19 protein-coding genes and 3 tRNA genes are annotated in these 18,704 nt (G+C 65.8%); 8 read left to right on the forward strand and 14 right to left on the reverse strand.

The genetic code is table 11. The features are described from left to right. Nucleotides 1-6: 6 nt before the first annotated feature. Entirely contained in the window at nt 7-993 is a 987-nt protein-coding gene (locus tag Q8814_RS03405) for an NAD(P)H-quinone oxidoreductase (RefSeq protein ID WP_330150602.1), read from the reverse strand. A gap of 176 nt (nt 994-1,169) precedes the next feature. On the opposite strand from Q8814_RS03405, the gene Q8814_RS03410 reads away from it, so the two are divergent. Continuing rightward, entirely contained in the window at nt 1,170-1,640 is a 471-nt protein-coding gene (locus Q8814_RS03410; RefSeq protein WP_330150603.1) for a MarR family winged helix-turn-helix transcriptional regulator, read from the forward strand. A gap of 27 nt (nt 1,641-1,667) precedes the next feature. After that, nucleotides 1,668-1,752, forward strand: a tRNA-Ser gene (locus tag Q8814_RS03415). Nucleotides 1,753-2,192: 440 nt separating this feature from the next. On the opposite strand, the gene Q8814_RS03420 is transcribed toward Q8814_RS03415, so the two are convergent. The 7 genes from Q8814_RS03420 to Q8814_RS03450 all read right to left on the reverse strand — a co-directional run bounded on the left by Q8814_RS03420 (nt 2,193) and on the right by Q8814_RS03450 (nt 7,298). Then, a complete protein-coding gene (locus Q8814_RS03420) occupies nt 2,193-2,939 on the reverse strand; it encodes an ABC transporter permease (RefSeq protein ID WP_330150604.1) in 747 nt (248 codons plus the stop codon). A 1-nt stretch (nt 2,940) separates the two neighbouring features. Continuing rightward, nucleotides 2,941-3,855, reverse strand: coding sequence for an ABC transporter ATP-binding protein (locus Q8814_RS03425; protein ID WP_330150605.1), 915 nt, complete (start codon nt 3,853-3,855; stop codon nt 2,941-2,943). Beyond that, nucleotides 3,855-4,088: an AbrB/MazE/SpoVT family DNA-binding domain-containing protein gene (locus tag Q8814_RS03430; protein ID WP_330150606.1), complete on the reverse strand. Its 234-nt coding sequence runs from the start codon at nt 4,086-4,088 to the stop codon at nt 3,855-3,857. Before Q8814_RS03430 ends, Q8814_RS03425 begins: the two co-directional genes overlap by 1 nt. Before the next feature lie 226 nt (nt 4,089-4,314). Further along, a complete protein-coding gene (locus Q8814_RS03435; RefSeq protein ID WP_330150607.1) occupies nt 4,315-4,722 on the reverse strand; it encodes a flavodoxin domain-containing protein in 408 nt (135 codons plus the stop codon). 86 nt (nt 4,723-4,808) lie between these two features. Next, a complete protein-coding gene (locus Q8814_RS03440; RefSeq protein WP_330150608.1) occupies nt 4,809-5,978 on the reverse strand; it encodes a zinc-dependent alcohol dehydrogenase in 1,170 nt (389 codons plus the stop codon). Nucleotides 5,979-5,987: 9 nt separating this feature from the next. Then, complete coding sequence (locus Q8814_RS03445) at nt 5,988-6,494, reverse strand: hypothetical protein (RefSeq protein WP_330150609.1); 507 nt, start codon at nt 6,492-6,494, stop codon at nt 5,988-5,990. Between the two features lie 60 nt (nt 6,495-6,554). Next, on the reverse strand, nt 6,555-7,298 hold the full coding sequence (locus tag Q8814_RS03450) for an MBL fold metallo-hydrolase (protein ID WP_330150610.1): 744 nt from the start codon (nt 7,296-7,298) through the stop codon (nt 6,555-6,557). 194 nt (nt 7,299-7,492) lie between these two features. On the opposite strand from Q8814_RS03450, the gene Q8814_RS03455 reads away from it, so the two are divergent. Beyond that, entirely contained in the window at nt 7,493-8,467 is a 975-nt protein-coding gene (locus Q8814_RS03455; RefSeq protein WP_330150611.1) for an alpha/beta hydrolase, read from the forward strand. An 18-nt stretch (nt 8,468-8,485) separates the two neighbouring features. Here the strand turns inward: Q8814_RS03455 and Q8814_RS03460 are convergent, their stop codons facing one another. Together Q8814_RS03460 and hisC are read right to left on the reverse strand one after the other, a co-directional pair. Continuing rightward, complete coding sequence (locus tag Q8814_RS03460) at nt 8,486-10,168, reverse strand: bifunctional metallophosphatase/5'-nucleotidase (protein WP_408015818.1); 1,683 nt, start codon at nt 10,166-10,168, stop codon at nt 8,486-8,488. Nucleotides 10,169-10,266: 98 nt separating this feature from the next. Further along, nucleotides 10,267-11,346, reverse strand: coding sequence for a histidinol-phosphate transaminase (gene hisC, locus Q8814_RS03465; protein WP_330150613.1), 1,080 nt, complete (start codon nt 11,344-11,346; stop codon nt 10,267-10,269). A gap of 62 nt (nt 11,347-11,408) precedes the next feature. Between hisC and Q8814_RS03470 the strand changes: the two genes are divergently transcribed. From Q8814_RS03470 to Q8814_RS03480, 3 genes are all read left to right on the forward strand, one after another. Then, nucleotides 11,409-12,119 carry a dienelactone hydrolase family protein gene (locus tag Q8814_RS03470; protein ID WP_330150614.1) on the forward strand — a complete coding sequence of 237 codons (711 nt, stop codon included), beginning with the start codon at nt 11,409-11,411 and terminating at the stop codon, nt 12,117-12,119. Nucleotides 12,120-12,195: 76 nt separating this feature from the next. Next, nucleotides 12,196-12,287, forward strand: a tRNA-Ser gene (locus tag Q8814_RS03475). A 45-nt stretch (nt 12,288-12,332) separates the two neighbouring features. Next, a tRNA-Arg gene (locus Q8814_RS03480) sits at nt 12,333-12,405 on the forward strand. Nucleotides 12,406-12,465: 60 nt separating this feature from the next. On the opposite strand, the gene Q8814_RS03485 is transcribed toward Q8814_RS03480, so the two are convergent. Continuing rightward, nucleotides 12,466-13,359: a TIGR03619 family F420-dependent LLM class oxidoreductase gene (locus tag Q8814_RS03485; RefSeq protein WP_330150615.1), complete on the reverse strand. Its 894-nt coding sequence runs from the start codon at nt 13,357-13,359 to the stop codon at nt 12,466-12,468. Nucleotides 13,360-13,711: 352 nt separating this feature from the next. On the opposite strand from Q8814_RS03485, the gene Q8814_RS03490 reads away from it, so the two are divergent. Then, nucleotides 13,712-14,944, forward strand: coding sequence for an acyl-CoA dehydrogenase family protein (locus tag Q8814_RS03490; protein WP_330150616.1), 1,233 nt, complete (start codon nt 13,712-13,714; stop codon nt 14,942-14,944). After that, complete coding sequence (locus tag Q8814_RS03495; RefSeq protein WP_330150617.1) at nt 14,944-16,092, forward strand: acyl-CoA dehydrogenase family protein; 1,149 nt, start codon at nt 14,944-14,946, stop codon at nt 16,090-16,092. Before Q8814_RS03490 ends, Q8814_RS03495 begins: the two co-directional genes overlap by 1 nt. Nucleotides 16,093-16,143: 51 nt before the next feature. Here the strand turns inward: Q8814_RS03495 and Q8814_RS03500 are convergent, their stop codons facing one another. From Q8814_RS03500 to Q8814_RS03510, 3 genes are read right to left on the reverse strand one after another with little or no spacing between them, the layout of a single operon-like run. Then, complete coding sequence (locus Q8814_RS03500) at nt 16,144-16,461, reverse strand: monooxygenase (RefSeq protein WP_330150618.1); 318 nt, start codon at nt 16,459-16,461, stop codon at nt 16,144-16,146. Nucleotides 16,462-16,508: 47 nt separating this feature from the next. Beyond that, nucleotides 16,509-16,961, reverse strand: coding sequence for a very short patch repair endonuclease (locus Q8814_RS03505; RefSeq protein ID WP_330150619.1), 453 nt, complete (start codon nt 16,959-16,961; stop codon nt 16,509-16,511). Nucleotides 16,962-16,970: 9 nt separating this feature from the next. After that, a complete protein-coding gene (locus Q8814_RS03510) occupies nt 16,971-18,116 on the reverse strand; it encodes a DNA cytosine methyltransferase (RefSeq protein ID WP_330150622.1) in 1,146 nt (381 codons plus the stop codon). Nucleotides 18,117-18,704 lie beyond the last annotated feature (588 nt).

The raw sequence follows: 18,704 nt of genomic DNA on the forward strand, positions 1-18,704 counted from the left end.
GCGGGCTCAGTTCCCCCTGACCCGCAGCACCACCTTGCCCACCGTTTCCGGTGAATCGAGCAGTTCGTGGCCCTTCGCCGCTTCCGCGATGGGGAGTTCGGCGTGGACAACCGGCTGCACCTTCGCCTCCTCGATCAGCGGCCACAGATGTTCGCGTACGGCGGCGACGATCGCGGTTTTACCGGATTTGCCGTGGTCGGGACGGCCGCGCAAGCCGGTCGCGGTGACGCTGCCGCGCTTGGCGAGGAGCTTGCCGAGGTTCAACTCGCCCTTCGTGCCGCCCTGCATGCCGATCACCACCAGGGTGCCGTCGGGAGCGAGGACGTCGATGTTCCGCGACAGATATACCGCGCCCATGTTGTCGAGCACCACGTTCGCGCCGCCGTACTGCTTCTTCACCACGGAGACGAAGTCCTCGCTGCGATAGTCGATCGCGAGGTCGGCGCCGAGCTCGCGACAACGGTCGAGTTTGCCCGCCGACGCGGTGACCGCAACGGTCGCGCCGAGCGCCTTGCCGACCTGAATCGCGTGCGTGCCGATGCCGCCGCCACCGCCGTGGACGAGCAGGACATCACCGCGGGCGAGCCCGGCCACCATCACGACGTTCGACCACACCGTGCATGCCACCTCGGGTAGCGACGCCGCGACCGCGAGATCCATGCCCTCGGGGACCGGCAGCAACTGGGAGGACTGAACGACGACCTGCTCGGCGTAGCCGCCGCCCGCGAGGAGCGCGCACACCCGGTCGCCGACCTGCCAGCCGCTCACGCCTTCCCCGAGCTCGGCGATCACACCCGAGCATTCGAGGCCGAGGATCTCGCTGGCGCCCGGAGGCGGCGGGTACAGCCCCCGGCGCTGCAGCAGGTCCGCGCGGTTGACCGCCGTCGCCACGACATCGAGGAGTACCTGTCCGGGGCCGAGCACCGGGTCGGGGTGCTCGGCCCACTGGAGGACTTCGGGACCGCCGGGTTCGTTGACAACGATTGCGTGCATGCGTTCGACGCTATCGCGCCCTGCCCGATCCCGTGGCGCTGCGTGTGTGCGTGTCCGATCGAAGCCGGCAGCGAACGAGCACCGCGGGACTCGAAGATCATTTCACGCCTGTGGCGGACGTCGCGTTGGTTGACCGGCCGGTAACTTTTGCGTCGGTTCGCTATTACACTGCCCGCGTGAACAGCGAACGCGACGACCCGAACTGGCTCACTGCGGACGAGCAGAATGCGTGGCGTCTGTATATGGACGGCACCAATCGGCTCATGAGCGTTCTCAACCGCAATCTGCAGGAGCAGCACGGATTGTCGCTCGCCGAGTACCGAATACTCGTCATGCTCTCCGAAACCGCCGACGGGTCTCTGCGCATGAGCGACCTCGCCGACGGTGTGCTTTCGTCCCGCAGCCGTCTCACGCATCAGATCCGCCGGATGGAGGACGACGGCATGGTCGTCCGGAGTTCCTGCCCGGACGACGGCCGGGGTGTGCTCGCGACCGTCACCGACGAAGGTCGTCGCCGGCTCGCGGAGGCCGCACCCACCCACGTCGACGATGTTCGGAACAATCTCATCGATCTGCTCGGTAAGACCCAGGTCAAAGCCCTCGCAAGAATCTTCGGCCGCATCGACGAAGCCCTCTCCGACCAGTAGGTGCCCGCAGCGGTTAGGATTTGCCACGGAAGCGTGGCAGAGCGGCCGAATGCACTCGCCTTGAAAGCGAGCTTGGGTAACACCAACGGGGGTTCAAATCCCTCCGCTTCCGCCGTAGGGAAAGGCCCTGAACTGGTGTAAATCGCCAGTTCAGGGCCTTTTTGCGATCGCGTGTCGTGGTGGTCGGTCGGCTTGTGCCCACACTTTGCCCACATTTGCCGCGGATCGTGCCTGATCGGGCGCGTTGCCCCACGGCCTCGAGATCGTTGTCGAATAGGTCCGCATAAGTGTCGAGTGTCATCGCAGCGCTCGCGTGTCCGAGCATTCGCTGCAAGACCTTCACGTTCGCTCCAGCAGCGACTGCGAGGGACCGCCTTTGTGAACCATCCTGTGACGCTCACAGAATGCAGCAGGTATCCGCCGGACTTGCTGGGAACACCAGATCGTCACGGCCGCGGTCCTCGCATTGCTTCGCCAGCTCTTCGACAACGAACAATGGGATCGGCCCCGTGCGGGCCTCGTGTGGCTTGGACGTCCCCCACAGCTGACGAACTACCGTCCCTTATCCCAGCGGAAGAGCACGGTGCTGAGAATGCCGAACACCACGGCCACACCGAGCAGCACCGCTACGGATACCCACGGCCACGGTCCCCCAGTCCACGAGGCCCTCACGAGTTCCGCTAGGTGGTGCACAGGCGAAAAGGTCATCACGGTGCGGACCCCGTCATTGAGCCCGTCAGCGGGGAAGAACGCGCCAGAACTCAACATGAGAACGATCATGAGTACGTTGCCGACGCCCGTCGCGGCGGCCACGCTCGGGTAGATCGCGGCGAGCGTGTAGCCGATCGCCAGCATCGCGACCAGGCCGAGCACCAGCGCCAGTATCACCATCACCAGGTGATCGGGTGGGTCGACACCGAACACCGCGACACCGACCACCAGGGTGAGCAGCGAACCGACGATGCCGAGGACGAAGTGGACGGTGAGATCGGCGGCGACATAGGTGCGCGGTCGTAGCGGCGTCACGCGTAGCCGCATCAGGGCTCCGCTAGCACGGAGGATGAGCTGGTTCTGGGGGACGGAGACGACACCGACGATCAGAATCGAGATCACCGCGATCCCGGGGAGCATGTTGTCGACGAAGCCGCGCATCCCGAATTCCGGTGCGGGCTCGTTGCCGAAGATGAGACCGAGGATGAGCAACAACACGGGAGAGAAGACAAGGAGGAAGAAGAACCCGACCGGTTCCCTGAGCTGGGACTTGAAGAACGCCGTCGTCAAATTGCCGTAGCCACGCATGTCACTCGCCCTCTCGCATCGTTCGCCCGGTCAGTGCTAGAAAGACGTCCTCGAAGGTCGCCTCCTGCATCGACATGTCTGTGACCACCGCCCCTTGGGCGGAGAGATCGGCCATCACCCGGGCGGCGAACTGACCCGTTCCGGTGACGACGAGGTGGTCGCCGTCGTGGCCGACGGAGCTGACCCCGTCGACATCGAGGAGAGCGTCCTCGTCCACCACGCCGTCGGCACGAAGCAGGAGCCGGGAGCCGCCGGCGTGCTCAGCGATGAGGTCGGAAGGTGCCCCCTCCGCGATGATCCGTCCTGCGTCGATGATCGCGATCCGGTCGCAGAGCGCCTGGGCCTCCTCCATCGAGTGGGTGGTCAACACGATGGTGCGCCCCTGGCGTGCGAGGTTCCGCAGGATGTCCCAGATCGCGTGGCGGGCGCGAGGGTCCACGGCCGAGGTCAGTTCGTCGAAGAAGAGCAGCTCTGGATCGTGGAGCAGGGCGAGGGCGATGAACACCCGCTGCCGCTGGCCTCCGGAGAGCTTCTCGACGCGGGAGGTCGCCTTGTCCGTCAACCCCAGTTCGCCGAGAACCTCGTCCACGTCCCGCGCGTGCGGGTAAAAGGACGCGAAGGTGCTCAGCGCCTCCCGCACGGTGAGCCGCGGAATGAGCGTCGCCTCCTGCAGTTGGGTTCCCATGCGCGGCGCGAGCAGACTCCAGTCCCGGATGGGGTCCAGTCCGAGGACGCTGACCTCACCGGCGGTCGGCCGATCGATCCCCTGCAACTGGTTGAGCAGGGTGGTCTTCCCGGAGCCGTTCGGTCCGAGTAGGCCGAAGATCTGATGTTCGTCGATCGTGAGGTCGACTCCGTCGACGGCGTGCACGTCCCCGAAATTCCTGCGGACCCCGCGACAGATGATGGCGGACATCAATCCTCCTCTGGCGGGTCGGAAGGCAACGGGACCCCTCCCATGAGGTCGGCGAGTGCGCTGGCGGGCATGATCACGATGCCGCGTTCGACGTCGGCGAGCAATAGGACCTGGTCGCCTGGCTTGTAGCCGAAGAGGTCACGTGCCCCCTTGGGGATGACGATCTGGCCCTTCGGTCCGATCGTGAGTGTTGCGGCGTACTTTCCTCGCGGAGTCCGCGGTGCGTCTTCCATGAACTTCTCCTAAAAGTCTAACTAGTAGGAAAAGTATAACTCGCGGAGCGCCGAGAGGGCCCACACGAGCACTTTCAGGGGGTGACGCCGAGGTAATCGAGAACCACACCGAGCCAGAAGCTTCCGCACCCGGGGTAGGCACGCAACCCCAACCTGAGGCTCGCAACGCCCGTAGCTGCTACGGCCGGTGCGAGCCTCAGGTTTATGACGTGAAGTTCGGTCGTGCTCAGCTGTGACCTTCGATCTCGTCGGCGATGAACGACACCCACGACCGCACTTCGTCGGGTTCGGCGCCCGCCCGGAATTTCTTGTAGTCACGCGGGACGAGCTTCCCGATCAGCTCGGCCGTCTCGTCGTCGTCCGAGGACTCGTCGTCCCCGGCGGAGAACAACCACACCAGATGCTGGCTCAACTTCCTGCCCTGAGCCAGCAGCGCCTCTCGAGTGTCCGGCGACCACTGTGCGTCCTCGACCTCGCCGCCGAACACGATCGCCTCGAACTCCTCTGCGCGTTCGAGGTCCGACAGGTCACCGACAGTGACCTCGATGTCCCGCCCGGTCAGCGCCTCGGCGATCACCTCGGCGATCTTCCGGGTCGGTCCGTCGGTGTTCTCTGTGGCGACGAGTACGGTCATGTCGGCTCCCTCGTGTGCGGCGGTGAAACGGTCACTGTTGTGGCGTTCCCGCTCGTCGAGGTACAGAAACCTCTCGGGACGCCGGGTCAGGGACGGAAGACCGCGCGGACACACCCTTCCTTCTTGTTCTTGAACAGGTCGTAGCCGCGCACCGATTCTTCGAGCGACATGTCGTGGGTGATGAGGTACGTCGGGTCGAGTTTGCCTTCCCGGACGTAGTCGAACAGGCGCGGAATGTATCGCTGACCGTGCTGCTGCGCCGTCCGGAGGGTGAGGCTTTTGTTCGTCAAAGCGCCCATCGGGAACTTGTCGGTGAGACCGTAGATGCCGAGGACCGACACCGTGCCGCCCTTGCGGCACGCGATGATCGCCTGCCGCAGGGCGGTGGCGCGGTCCGTCTCGAGCCGCAGGACCTGCTTCGCTCTGTCGTAGAGGTTCTGCAGCCCTGTGCCGTGGCCTTCCATGCCGACGGCGTCGATGCACGCGTCGGGGCCGCGGCCGCCGGTGAGTTCGCGAAGGGCCTCGGTGACGCTGTCGACGTCGGTGTAGTCGAGGGTTTCGGCGCCGATCCGGTCGCGGGCGAGTGCGAGGCGTTCGGGGAATCGGTCGATGACGACGACGCGGTGGGCACCGAGGATCCGGGCGCTGTGGGCGGCCATCAGTCCCACACCGCCGCTGCCCCATACGGCGACGGTGTCGCCGGGGGAGATGTCACAGAAGTCGGCACCCATGAAACCGGTGGGCACGGCGTCGGACAGGAACAGGGCGTGCTCGTCGCCGACACCGTCGGGGATGGGGAAGCAGTTGACGTCGCCGAACGGGACGCGAATGTACTCGGCGTGTGAGCCCTGGTAGCCGCCGAAGGGGTGGGTGTAGCCGTAGATGCCACCGGTTGGATATCCGAAAACCTCTTGCTGGAGTTCGGCATTGGGGTTGGTGGTGTCGCACACGGAATGCAGGTCGTGCTCGCAGTACCAGCAGGAGGGGCAGCCGATGAAGGAGGGGACGACGACGCGTTCGCCCTTCCGGACCTTCGACACTTCCGGACCCGTGTCGACGATTTCACCCATGAACTCGTGTCCGAAGACGTCGCCTTCCCGCATGCCCGGCAGGTAACCGTCGATGAAGTGCAGGTCGGAGCCGCACGTCGTGGTCAGTCCGACCCGCACGATGACGTCGTGCGGGTTGAGTATCCGTGGGTCGTCGACAGTTTCGACCGACAAGTCGTTGACACCGTTCCAGCACAGTGCGCGCATCGCGAACTCCTATCGGGCGCTCTCGCGGGCGCTCGGGTTGTGACGGATGGTGGGGATCTCGCCGGTCTGCATCAACGCGCGTGCCCGGTAAAGAGCCTTGAAAGCCATTGCCCGAGACATGATCTCGGGTACAGGTCCGGTGAATTCGATCTTGACCTCGGTGCCGAGGTCGCCGGGGGCGTCCGCGAACGAAATCGTGACCGGGGCAGATCCGTCGTCCCCGGGCCCGAAGAAGCGGATGGAGGCGGATTCGACGACGAGATCGCTGCGCCACACGACGGGGTCCTCCGAGTCGGGGTCGAGCACCCACTCCACTCCGCCGGGGTGGTTCGGACGGACTTCGCCGAATTCCCCCAGCACGCGCGACAACGACTCCGGATCACGCCAGAACCGCTCCACCTCGCTGCGGGGACGAGCGATCGTCATGGTCTGGGGCCGGTGTCTTCGGGCACCCGCGGGCAGTACCGAGCCCACGAGGTCGTTCACGATGTGGCCGGCCCTGTCGACGACGGACATGACGCCTCCGATCTGGTCTTTGTTCTTCGGTACCCCGCGTGGGCGGAGAAAACACGTGCGTCAGGAAGGCCCGGCGCGGAGCGCCAACTCGACGGCCGCGGCAGCCCCGCCGTGCCACGGCTCTCCGTGACCCGGAAGCAGATGCGTCGCACCCGTGTCGGCGATCGCCGAGAGCGATGCGAGCGCGGCGGCACTGTCGGCGGTCGCCGCTCCCGACACGATCTGCGGTCCGCGCGCGGCGGTGTAGGGGTCGAGGGTGACGATCGCGTCCCCGGCGATGACCGTGTCGCGGTCGGGCAGGTAGAGCGCGCAGTGCCCGAAGGTGTGCCCGGGGGTGTGCAACACGAGGGGATCGCCGGGAACGTCGAGGCACTCCCCTCCGTCGAACAGGGTGACTTCGTCGACGCCCCGCACGCCGAGAGCTCCGGCCACAACCATCCGTGCCATCACCGGGATGCAGGCGGGATAGCGGACGGGATAGATCAACCGGTTGCGTTCGTGCTTGTACCGGTAGGGATGGGCGGCGAGAAACCGCTCGTCGCGGTGCGCCCGGATCGGCACCTGCCAGCGCCTGCGCATGCGGCGCGCAGAACCGACATGGTCGAAGTGCGCGTGGGTGAGTACGACGGCCCGGACGTCGTCGGTGCGACGCCCGATATTCTGCAGACCCCGCTCGACGTGGGCGAATGTCGCGGGGAAGCCACTGTCGACAACGGTGACGCCGTCGTCGTCCTCGACCAGATAGACGTTGACGTCGGCGTGCGCTATCCGGTGGACACCTGGTGCGACGTCTCGAGCGAACATCAACAGACCTTCCGTGCCGGGCGGGCAGAGAACTCGACGATTACCCGGACGCCACATGTCCAAACGTGGTCGCCGCGACACGTACCCGTCACGATCCGGGACGCTGCGACTGGTGCCGTTACCAGTGCACTTGACCTGTGGGCGCAAACCGGGTGGGATTTGAAGCTTCATGTCGTCGGGGGACGAGGAGATCGATGCGTAAGAAAACCATCGCCACATTCGCGGTGGTTTGCCTGTTACCGCTGTTCGGCCCGGCGGTCACGCAGGCACAACCCGCGCCGAAGACAGCGGCGGTCGAGCGTGTCGATCACATCGACGATCAGCGCACCGCGCTGCATGTGTATTCGCCCGCGATGGACCGCGTCGTGCAGGTGCAGGTGCTGCACCCCGCATGGGACGGACCGAGGCCCACGCTGTACCTGCTCGACGGCGTCAGCGCCGGCGAGGAATCGGACTTTCGCGAGAGCACCTGGACTCAGCGCACCGACGTCGCCGACTTCTTCGCCGACAAGAACGTCAACGTGGTGCTGCCGGTCGGCGGCACGGCCAGCTACTACGCGGATTGGAAGAATCCGGACCCGGTGCTCGGCGTGAACCGGTGGGAGACGTTCCTGACCCAGGAATTGCCGCCCGTCATCGATGCCCGGTTCAACGGGAACGGCACCAACGCCATCGCCGGACTGTCGATGGGCGCCACCGGCGCGATGACGCTGATCACCCGGCATCCCGACCTCTACGAAGGGGTCGCGGCGCTGAGCGGATGTCTCGACACGTCGCAGGATTCGACGCGCGATTCCGTGCGGGGCACCGTCGCGTACAAGGGTGGTAATCCCGACAATATGTGGGGACCACCCGGCGACCCGGCGTGGGAGGAACACGATCCCTACCTGCTGGCCGAGCGCTTGCGGGGGAAGGACATCTTCATCAGCACCGGCAACGGGCTGCTCGGCCCCTACGATTTCGGCGCCGACACGGATGCGCTGTCCGTCGGTGCGCCTCTCGAGGTGGGAACGTTCGTCTGCACGCTCACCTTCGATCGGCGGCTACGGGAGCTGGACATACCGGCGCGCGTGGTCTACCGGCCGTGGGGCACGCATTCGTGGGGGTACTGGCAGGACGACATCAAGGTGGCGTGGCCGACACTTCGTGAAGCGCTCGGACTCGGCTGACCTGTCGGTGCAGTCCGATCAGTGCAGGTCGATGCGGTCGGTGGCCGGCGGTTTCACCGGCGCCCGGTCGCTCAGATAGGCGTTCAAGGCATCCAGCTCGTGGCCGGCCCCGGTCCGGCGCTGCGCCTCGGAGAAGACGGAGAACCCGTCCCCTCCGTCCGCGAGGAACCCGTTGACCGCCACCGAATACGTCGTCTCGGGGATCAATGGCGTGCCGGCGATCGAGATGTCGCGGATGCGTTCGCCGCGCGGCGCGAGACGGTCGAGTGTGTACCGCAGGGTGTGGGACGGGGCGAGAATGCGTTCGAGAGGCCGGCCCGAGACCTCCTCCTGAAATTGCTGCTCGAGCACCGCGTCGATTTGTGCACCGGTCAGCTCCAGCACCTGCACGCGGTTGCCGAACGGTTGCACGGCGTAGGTCTGCCCGAAGGTGACAGTGCCGTCGCCGGTGTAGGTGAGGTCGGCTCTGATGCCCCCGGGGTTCGTCAACGCGATCTGCGCCCCGAACGGTTCCGCCGCCGCGAGCTGGGCGTCGGCAACGAGATTGCCGAGGGGGGATTCTCCGCTGTGCGACGGCTCGCGGACCAGATGGTCGGTGATCCGGCCGACGGGGCGCCCCGCGACGTCGGACGATTCACCGACCGCTCGGTCGACGAACTGCCGTGTCTGCGGGTCGGGTTCGATGTCGTGGGTGATCACCTGGTTGAACGCGACGGTGTGGTCGCGGAGTACGTCGCGGCTCTTCCGGTCGATCGAGAGGTCGGCGACCGAGATGATGCGGCCGTGCGACGCTCCTTGCAGCACGGTGCGCGGGTTGCCGAGGGCATCCGGATAGCTGCAGTTGAAGTGGCTTTCGCCGTCGGAGGTGACGATGACGTCGACCTTCGGCGAGACGTTCGTCGCGACGTGCGTTGCGTTGCCGTCGGTGCTGCACTTGTCGGCGCCCTCGCCGGCGCGCAGGTCACCCTTGTAGAGCAGCACGAGCGCGCGGACACCGAGTGCATCCAGGATGTCCGCGGTGCGGTCCACCGCTTCGATCTCGTCCCCGAACTGCAGCCCTTCGATCGCGTCGGCGCGAATGTACTCCGGGGTGTTGCGGGGCAGGACACCGATCACGCCGACGGGGATGCCGTCGATGTAATTGATGCTGAACGGAAGTGCCGCGGGCGTGCCGTCGACGTTGGTGACGTTGGCGCCGAGGAAGGGAAAGTCCGCCCCGCGGAACGAATCCGAGTAGCGACAGCCCTGCTCGGGGTGGCATCCGCCGTCGCGTAACCGTCGTACCTCGGTGTATCCGTTGTCGAACTCGTGGTTCCCCAGCGCCGCGGCTGTCAGATCGAGGTCGTTGAGGAGTTCGATCGTCGGTTCGTCGTGGAACATTGCTGATTCGAGCGGCGACGAACCCCAGGTGTCGCCCACGGAATAGAGCACCGAATGCTCGGCCTGGCCACGCAGTTGGCGGACGTACGCGGCGAGATAGGCGGCGCCACCGGCCGGCACCGATTCACCGTCGGAGCGGACGACTTCGCTGCGCGGACCTTCCGGGGGAAGCAGATTGCCGTGGAGATCGCCGAATGCGATGAGTCGCAGGGGGACGGTCGGCGGCGGAAGCGCGGTTGCCGGACCGAGACCGGTTGTCGTGCACAGTGCTGCGACGGCGACAACGGCGGACAGGGCACGACGTGCCATGCCTCGACCCATCCAGTGCCTCCGTGTCCGAATTCGGCTGTTTCGACCGTCCGAGTCTGTCAGGGGAGGGTCACGCGATCGATACCTGAAGGTAACGGTTGGGTCTCGGGTCAGATGAGACCTGCGATTTCTCGTCCCCGCGATGTCGCGAAGGAGAGGAAGAGGTCGTTCTCGTGCGGATCTCCGATCGTGACGCGGCATCCCTCGCCGGTGAAATTGCGCAGCACCACGCCCGCCTCCGCGGCTGCCTCCGAGAACGGGGCGGATCGGCCGCCGAGCGGCAGCCACAGGAAGTTGGCGCCGCTGGGCGGGACCACGTAGCCCGCGTCGAGCAGCGTGTTCTGCACGCGTGAGCGCTCGGCGACGACCCCGTCGGTCCGGGCCAGCAGCTCGCCTGCTGCGGCAAGCGACGCGATCGCGGCCTTCTGCGCCACGGAATTCACCGCGAAGGGGGTGTGCACCTTTCCGAGGGCGACGATCAGGTCGGGATCGGCGACGGCGTAGCCGACACGGAGTCCGGCGAGACCGTATGCCTTGGAGAACGTGCGGAGCACCACGACGTTGCTGCGGCCGCGGGCGAGGTCGAGGCCGTCCGCGAGGGTTTCACCGGGTGCGATACGGACATATTCGAAGTACGCCTCGTCGAGGGCGACGATGACGTCGGCCGGAACGGCATCGAGGAACTCTTCGAGTTCGGACTTCCCCAGAAGTGAGCCGGTCGGGTTGTTGGGATTGCACACGAAGATCAGACGTGTGCGCTGCGTGACGGCGGCGAGCATCGCCTTCAGATCGTGGCCGTGCTCCGGGGTGTTCGGTACGGGCACGGCGGTAGCGCCGGCAACGGCAGTGACCACGGGATACGCCTCGAACGAGCGCCAGGAGTAGACGACCTCGTCGCCCGCGTCGCAGGCGATCTGCACGAGTTCCTGGCACAGGCTCACCGATCCGCATCCCACGGCGATGTGCTCGGCCGGCACACCGAGCCGGGCCGACAATGCCGCGATCAGCTCGGCCGCACCGTTGTCGGGATACCGATTGACGGTGCTCGCCGCGTCGAGGATCGCGTCTCGCACGCTGGGGAGCGGACCGGCGGTCGTCTCATTGCTGGCGAGTTTCACCGCGCCCGGAAAACTGCGTCCGGGGACGTAGGCGGGAATCGAGGCGAGATCGGGACGAGTCCTGGGAGTCACGAGCCGATTATGCTCCCGACGATCGCGTGCGCGAGGACGGTGGTCGTGTCATGGTGTAGACCATGCCGGAGATCAGCAAGAATGCTGCGCCGCTGCTGGAGGGCGAGGGGAAGGTTCCGCTCACAGTGGTCCGGCCGGACGGCTCCGTCCGGGGCGGCATCTTGCTGCTGCATCAATCGCACGCGTTTTCTGCGGCGATGCTGCAGTTCATGGAGGCGTTGGCGGAGGAGCGCTGGATCGTCGTCGCGCCGGATCTGCATCATCGGGATTCCGACACCGACACGTCCGAACTGTTCGGTGAAAGCCTGTACGCCGACGCCGATGCCACTCTCGAATGGATCACGTCCGGCGGTATCGCATCCGACACGGTCGGCGTCATCGGATTCGATGATGCGGGCGCCGCGGCGCTCTTCGTCGCGGCCGGGCGGCCGGTGGGTGCAGTGGTGAGTGTGTCGTCGCCGGGGATCACCCGGCCACTGCGCTCGAGCCTGCCGCCGCTCGTCGACGTGGTGCGGTCGCTGCGGGCGCCGTGGCTCGGCCTCTACGGGGTCGACGATCCCAAGACCCCGCCGGCGGACATCGAATCGCTTCGTGATGCAGCCGGGGAATCGGATGCACCGACTCTGGTCGTGAGCTACGAGGGTCTGGCCCATCGTCCGGACGAGCCGCCGGTCGAGCACGCGTCTGCGGATCCGGATACCGATCCGCAGGAGGCCGCCATCGTGGATGCTCGCCGCCGGATCTTCGATTGGTTCGACAGTCACCTGCGCTGACCAGGCGTTTTGCGTTTCGGGGGCCTGCTTGTGTAATGTTTCGATCCGGCGGTTCGAGAGAATCGAAACCCCGCAAGGAGGCGTGCCAGAGCGGCCGAATGGGACTCACTGCTAATGAGTTGTCCCCCTTACCGGGGACCGGAGGTTCAAATCCTCTCGCCTCCGCCACGTTGGTGTAGCGTCACCGACGCCGATAGAAAACTGAATGACCATGCGCCCGTAGCTCAACGGATAGAGCACTTGACTACGGATCAAGAGGTTAGGGGTTCGAATCCCTTCGGGCGCACGCAGAAAATGCCCTTCACCGTGATTTCGGTGAAGGGCATTTTCGTGATCATGGGCCCTGTCAGGACTGCTTGGAGATGATCTCCTCCGCGAACTTCTCGATGGGAGCCCGGTAGCGGTCCGCCGACCCGCGGAGATGGCTGTGATCGCCGGAGTGGGTGAGTTCCCAATTCGCCCACGGCGAGACCATGACCCCGGTGATACCGATCTTCTCGGCCCGCTTGTAGAGCTCGAGGGACGGCGTGTCGCGTAGACCGACGATGATCTCGAACGGTTCGTGCTCGCGTCCGTACTCGCGCCGGTAGCCGTTGAGCCGGTCGATCCACTGTTCGGCATCGTCGATGGTGTACGCGGTGCCGACCCACCCGTCGCAGTAGCGGGCGGCGCGTTTGAGAGCCGGCGCGGATTCCCCACCGCACAGGATGGGGACGGGTGACGGTGGATGCGGTTCGATGGTCATCTCGGGGATGTCGTAGTACTCACCCCTCCACGACACCCACCCGCCCTTCCACAGTTCCCGAAGGGCCTGGATCATCTCGTTGAGACGTGGGCCGCGGTCGTCGAAGTTCTGCCCGAGCAGTTCGAACTCTTCCCGCATCCAGCCTGCGGACAGGCCGATGGACACGCGGCCACCGGAGATTTCGGCCGCGGTTCCCACCTGCTTCGCCACTTCCAGGATCGGGCGGGACGGCGCGATGTAGACGTTGTTGCCGAAGTGGAGGTTCTCGGTGACGGCGGCCATGGCGCCGACCAGTACCCACGCGTCCGGCCATTCCGTGTCGGGGTGCCAGAACATCTTTCCGCTCTCGTGCCCCGGATAGACGGTCTTCATGTCCTTCGGATAGATGAGGTGGTCCGAGATGAGGACCCCGTGGAAGCCCGCCCGGTCGAGCATCGTGGCGACGGCGGGCATCTCGGCAGTCTTCATGAAGGCAGTGCCGGTCCAGAACTTCATTCGTGTACCTCCGTGCGCGGGGCCGGGGCTCCTGCGACAGTCATTGTTCTCCTTGAGAGGGTCACTATCCCATATGAGAATAGCGTTCTTTTTGCGTGTGTGACAGTGGTCACGGCCCCGGGGGATGCTCTTTCCACCCGCGCGGGAGTGAACGCCGTGTCGCTGGACTGGATGCGAGTCCCAGCGTCCGCCCGCTGCCGCCTCATCGCGGAAGATAGGTAGCTCCAACACGCTCGATGTCGCTGTTGACGAGACGGCGCACGCGCCAGTAGATTCCGCTGCAGCAATAAAAGTTAACGCCGATTCGCGCATTTTGCCGCACAATGGCAAGTGGGCTCTGCGGGGAGAAAACATGGAACTTGCGTGGTCAGCGGCCGAAACAGCCTTCCGGGACGAGGTCCGCTCGTTTCTCGACGAGAAACTGACGCCCGAACTGCGCCGAGCCGGCAGGCTCGCGACGAGTGTGTACTCGGATCACGACGCGAGCATGGAATGGCAGCGCATCCTGCACGAACGTGGCTGGGCCGCGCCGGCATGGCCCGTCGAGTACGGCGGCTGCGACTGGACGCAGACCCAGCACTACATCTTCGGCCGGGAGTCGATCCTCGCCGGTGCGCCCTCGCTGTCGCCGATGGGCATCAGGATGGTCGCGCACGCGATCATCGCCTACGGAACCCAGGAGCAGAAGGACTTCTTCCTCCCCGGAATCCTCAGCGGTGAGGTGTTCTTCTGTCAGGGATACTCCGAGCCCGAGGCCGGATCGGACCTCGCATCACTGAGCACGGCCGCCGTCGACGACGGTGACGACCTCGTCGTGACCGGCAGCAAGATCTGGACCACTCACGCGACAGAAGCGAACTGGATGTTCGCTCTGGTCCGCACGTCGAAGACCGGCCGGAAGCAGCAAGGCATCACCTTTCTTCTCATCGACATGGATGCACCGGGCATCGAGATCCGACCCCTCGTGATGACGTCCGGTGAAGAAGTTCAGAACCAGGTCTTCTTCGACGGAGTGCGGGTTCCCAAGGCCAACGTGCTCGGCAGGATCGACGACGGCTGGACCGTCGCGAAGTACCTGTTGGTGTTCGAACGCGGTGGGGCTGCGGCAGCCCCGGCACTGCAGGTGATGGCCGAGAACATCGCGCGCGCGGCCGCCGAGCAGCCCGGCCCGGGCGGACGGCCGTTCGTCGACGATCCCGCCTTCGCGGCCAAGCTCGCCGAGGCGCGCATTCGCACCGAGGTGCTCGAGATCCTCGAATACCGCACCCTGGCGGCACTGGCGGCAGGCAAGGACCCGGGTCCGGCATCGTCGATGCTCAAGGTGCTGGGCACAGAGCTGAGCCAGACATTGACTCAGCTCTCGCTCGAGGTCGCCGGCCCGCGGGGCCGCGTCTACCAGCCGCATGCCGCCGAACCCGGTGGGCCGGTTGCGGATTATTCGCCTCCGGCCGACGGTTACGTCAGCGGCGAAGAGTGGCAGGCAGTGGCGCCGTTGCGCTACTTCAACGACCGCGCCGGCTCGATCTATGCCGGTAGCAACGAGATTCAGCGAAACATTCTCGCCAAAGCAGCATTGGGGCTCTGATGGACTTCGGTTTGAGCAAGGAGCAAGAGCTCCTTCGTGATTCGGTCACCAAATTTCTCGCAAGTCGATACGACCTCGGCCGCAGCAGGAAGGTCGCGGTCACCGGCGCCGGTTTACATCCGGAGATATGGCGGGCGTTCGGCCGGGAACTCGGCATTCTCGGCGCGACTCTGCCCGAAGACGTCGGCGGCATGGGTGGCGGGCCGGTCGAGCTCATGGTCGTCGCAGAAGCACTCGGCCATGCGCTCGTCATCGAACCGTATGTCGATACCGTGGTCCTCGGCGGCGGACTTCTCGGCCGTGCCGGTGGCACCCGGGCGACCACGCTGCTCGAGGCCATCGTCGCGGGTGAGGCGGTCACGGCGTTCGCGGCGACCGAGGCGACATCCGGTTACGTCCTGCACGACATCACCACCACCGCGCGCCGCGACGGCGACGAATGGGTGCTCGCCGGCACGAAAATCGTGGTCACCAGCGCTCCGATCGCCACCCACCTCCTCGTCACGGCACGCACCGCCGGCGAACGCGCCGACACCGACGGGGTGTCGCTGTTCCTCGTCGACTTCGACTACGACAACCCGCCTGCCGGCATCGAGGTGCACGGCTACCGGACGATCGACGACCGGCGCGCCGCCGACCTCGTACTCACCGGTGTCCGGCTTCCGGCCGACGCACTGCTCGGAGGGGAGGGGCGTGCCTGGTCGTCGATCGCGCAGGCGGCGGACGAGGCAACCACAGCGATCGCGGCGGAGTCGGTCGGGCTGATGCGAAAGGTGCTTGCAGACACGGTCGCGTATTCCAAGCAGCGACAGCAGTTCGGTCGGCCGATCGGCAGTTTTCAGGTGCTGCAGCACCGCATGGTCGACATGTTCATGGAGCTCGAGCAGGCCGTCTCGGCGGTGTATCTGGCGGTGCTGAACCTCGAGTCGGACGATGAGCGGCGGGCGCGGGCGGTCTCTGCTGCGAAGGCGACGGTCGGCCGGGCCGCGCGGTTCATCGGTCAGAACGCAGTGCAGTTGCACGGCGGTATGGGGATGACGGAGGAACTGGCCGTGGGTCACTACTTCAAGCGTCTGACGGCAATCGAATACGAATTCGGCACCGCAGACCACCACATCGCCCGGTACGCGGAGCTGACCAAGGCCTGACCCCGGCCTGTCCTGACACTGCACTGCGTGGACCGGACATGCCGCGTGCGATCAGGTCGGCAGTCCCGCCGCACTTCCGCGGGTGATCACCGACAAACCTTCGTTGACATCGAAGATCAATCCCCGGATGCCCGTCACACCGAACGACTGGAGTCGCGGGATGTGAACCTTCAGGTAGTCCCGGGCGGAGGCTTCGTCGTCGAACAGGTAGATGCCTCCGGCGATCCCGTCGCGACGAGATTCTGTCCACAGCTTCCACCGCAGGCCGGGTGCCTGCGCGATCGTGCGGGCCAGCTCGTCGTACGCGGCGGTCATCTCGTCACCCCAGGGTCCCTCGGCGGGGAAATCGATCTGCAGCAGTGTCGGCACGGGTTCCTCCTCGGGATCGCGTACGACGATTGTCGGTCACGCCACTGTCATGGCGCGGGTGTTCGGCCATCGTCGTCGCGGTCGCCGGACTTCAATGCCAGCTGGACGCGGTCGGCTGCGGTGGCCGGATCCTCGTGTTCCCACACCCGTACGACGGTCCACCCCGCAGCTACCAGCCGTGCGTCCGTGTCGCGGTCGCGCTGCACGTTGGCGGCCAGCTTGGTCGCCCACCACTGTGCGTTGTTCTTCGGATCCGTCGCATGGAGTGGGCAGCGATGCCAGAAGCACCCGTCGACGTAGACCGCGACACGTCGCCGGGGGAAGACCAGATCCGCGCGACGCCGTACTCCGGGCAGCGGCGCCCGATCGACGAAGAATCGTGCGCCGCGGCGATGCAGTTCCCTGCGCAGAGCTACTTCCGGCACGGTGTCGCGGCGACGTTGCCGGCTCATCCGCGCGCTCGTCTGCGGATCTGTCGGGGGCCGATCGGACGAAGCCATGGGGGTGACCTACGCCGCGACCTGCGGGAACCCACCCATTCGGTCGAGGTGGCTCTCCACGTCGTCGAGGAATCCGGGAACGAAACGCAGATTCCCCGAACGCGCACGGCGCAGGAACCCCGCGGTCGCGCGGGCCGAGAGGAGCCGGGCACCTTCGAGGAAGTCGCCCAGATCCTCGTACGGATCGTGGACCGGCCACTGCGATTCGTGAACGCGGAACGCCTTCCGGTGCGCACCCCACGCAGCGGTCGGCCATGCGTCGCCGGGCGCGAGCGGGGACTGGTGATCGGGGGAGTACTCGATCTGATCCGACAGCCGATGTCCGACCCATGCCGCCATCCGCACGCTTACCGCGTTACCGACGAGCCGCCACCGATGCCCCGGGCGAACTCCGGAAGCCAGCGTTGCGGGAGCGGTCCAGTCGGGGTCGAAACCCTGGAGGCGTTCGACGTCGGTCAGTCCGGGCGTGACGATCTCGCCGGACGGCAACCGCACCGCCGGGGGACTGGCGATACCCAGGGTCGAACCGCCCTTGAGGGTGGGCACTGCGTTGACCGCCCACCCCAGGCCGCGGACGCCCTCGGTCCAGTAGAACCCGCACGGGTGCGCCTCCGGGTCTCCTTCGGTGGGCATGCCGGCGTCCTGTCCGAAGAGCACCATCCGCGGGTCTTCGGTACGGGACGCCACCATCACTACTCGTTGGCGCCGTTGTGGAAGACCGAAGGACCTCGCGTCCACCACGCGGTACGCCCACGCGTAGCCGAGATCGTCCAGCGCAGCGGTGATGTGTCGCATGGCGGCACCGCGACCGAGCTGCAGCATGAACGGAACATTCTCGATGATCAGCCAGCGTGGGCCGTTCTTCCGCTTCACGAGCCGGAACACTTCGTCGACGAGGCTGGAGCGCGATCCGGTGATGCCGGCGGTTCGTCCGGCCTGGGACAGGTCCTGGCACGGGAATCCTGCCGCGACGAGTTCGGTGCGCTGCGGCAGCGACCGGAGTCGAGTCACATCTGTGTGAAGGGGAGTATCTGCGAAGCGGGCGCGGAGAACAGCTTGGGCACCGGGGTCGATCTCGCAGAGCAACTCGCTGTTCCACCCGTGGCTTGCGAGCCCGAGTTCGAGGCCGCCGATGCCGGCGAACAACCCCACCATGCTCCCCGTCGACGTCACGACACCCTTTCCTTGATCAGTTCACGGGGAACGTTACTCGAGAAGTGAGGGGATCCGTGAGCCGACGCGGGCATCCACCTCACCGGCCGGGCGGCCCACCTGTGGATCAGGAGCCCGAACCCGCGATGTGCACGCAGAAACCCGCGTTGACCAGGCGATTTGGTGTTTCCATGAGGGCTGGCGTACCTTAATCCAGGTCAGAGCGACACGGACACCGACCCGGACCTGAGGGACTGGGACAACGAGGTTGGACGCAGGCGCCTGAATGATTACCGGCCATCGAATCTTCTGGTAAGGTTTGTGGTCGCCCCGGGATCCGCGAGGAATCCGGTACGAACAAGTCACCCCCGTACGAAACCGATCGTGTCGATCGGTGTGGTGAGGGTGTGTGCGTGTTCTTTGAGAACTCAACAGTGTGCCGATGAATGTCAGTGCCAAATTTGTTTTTGGTGCGACCGTCGATTTTTTCGATGGTTGTGTGCTGGTCATCGCCTTCTTCCGTCGGTGGTGGCCAGTGTTTTTTTGCTAGTTTGAGTTTTTTTGCTAGTGATTCGGCTCTTTTGTCTATGA

Source organism: Rhodococcus chondri (genome assembly GCF_036327435.1).
GTDB lineage: Bacteria > Actinomycetota > Actinomycetes > Mycobacteriales > Mycobacteriaceae > Rhodococcus > Rhodococcus chondri.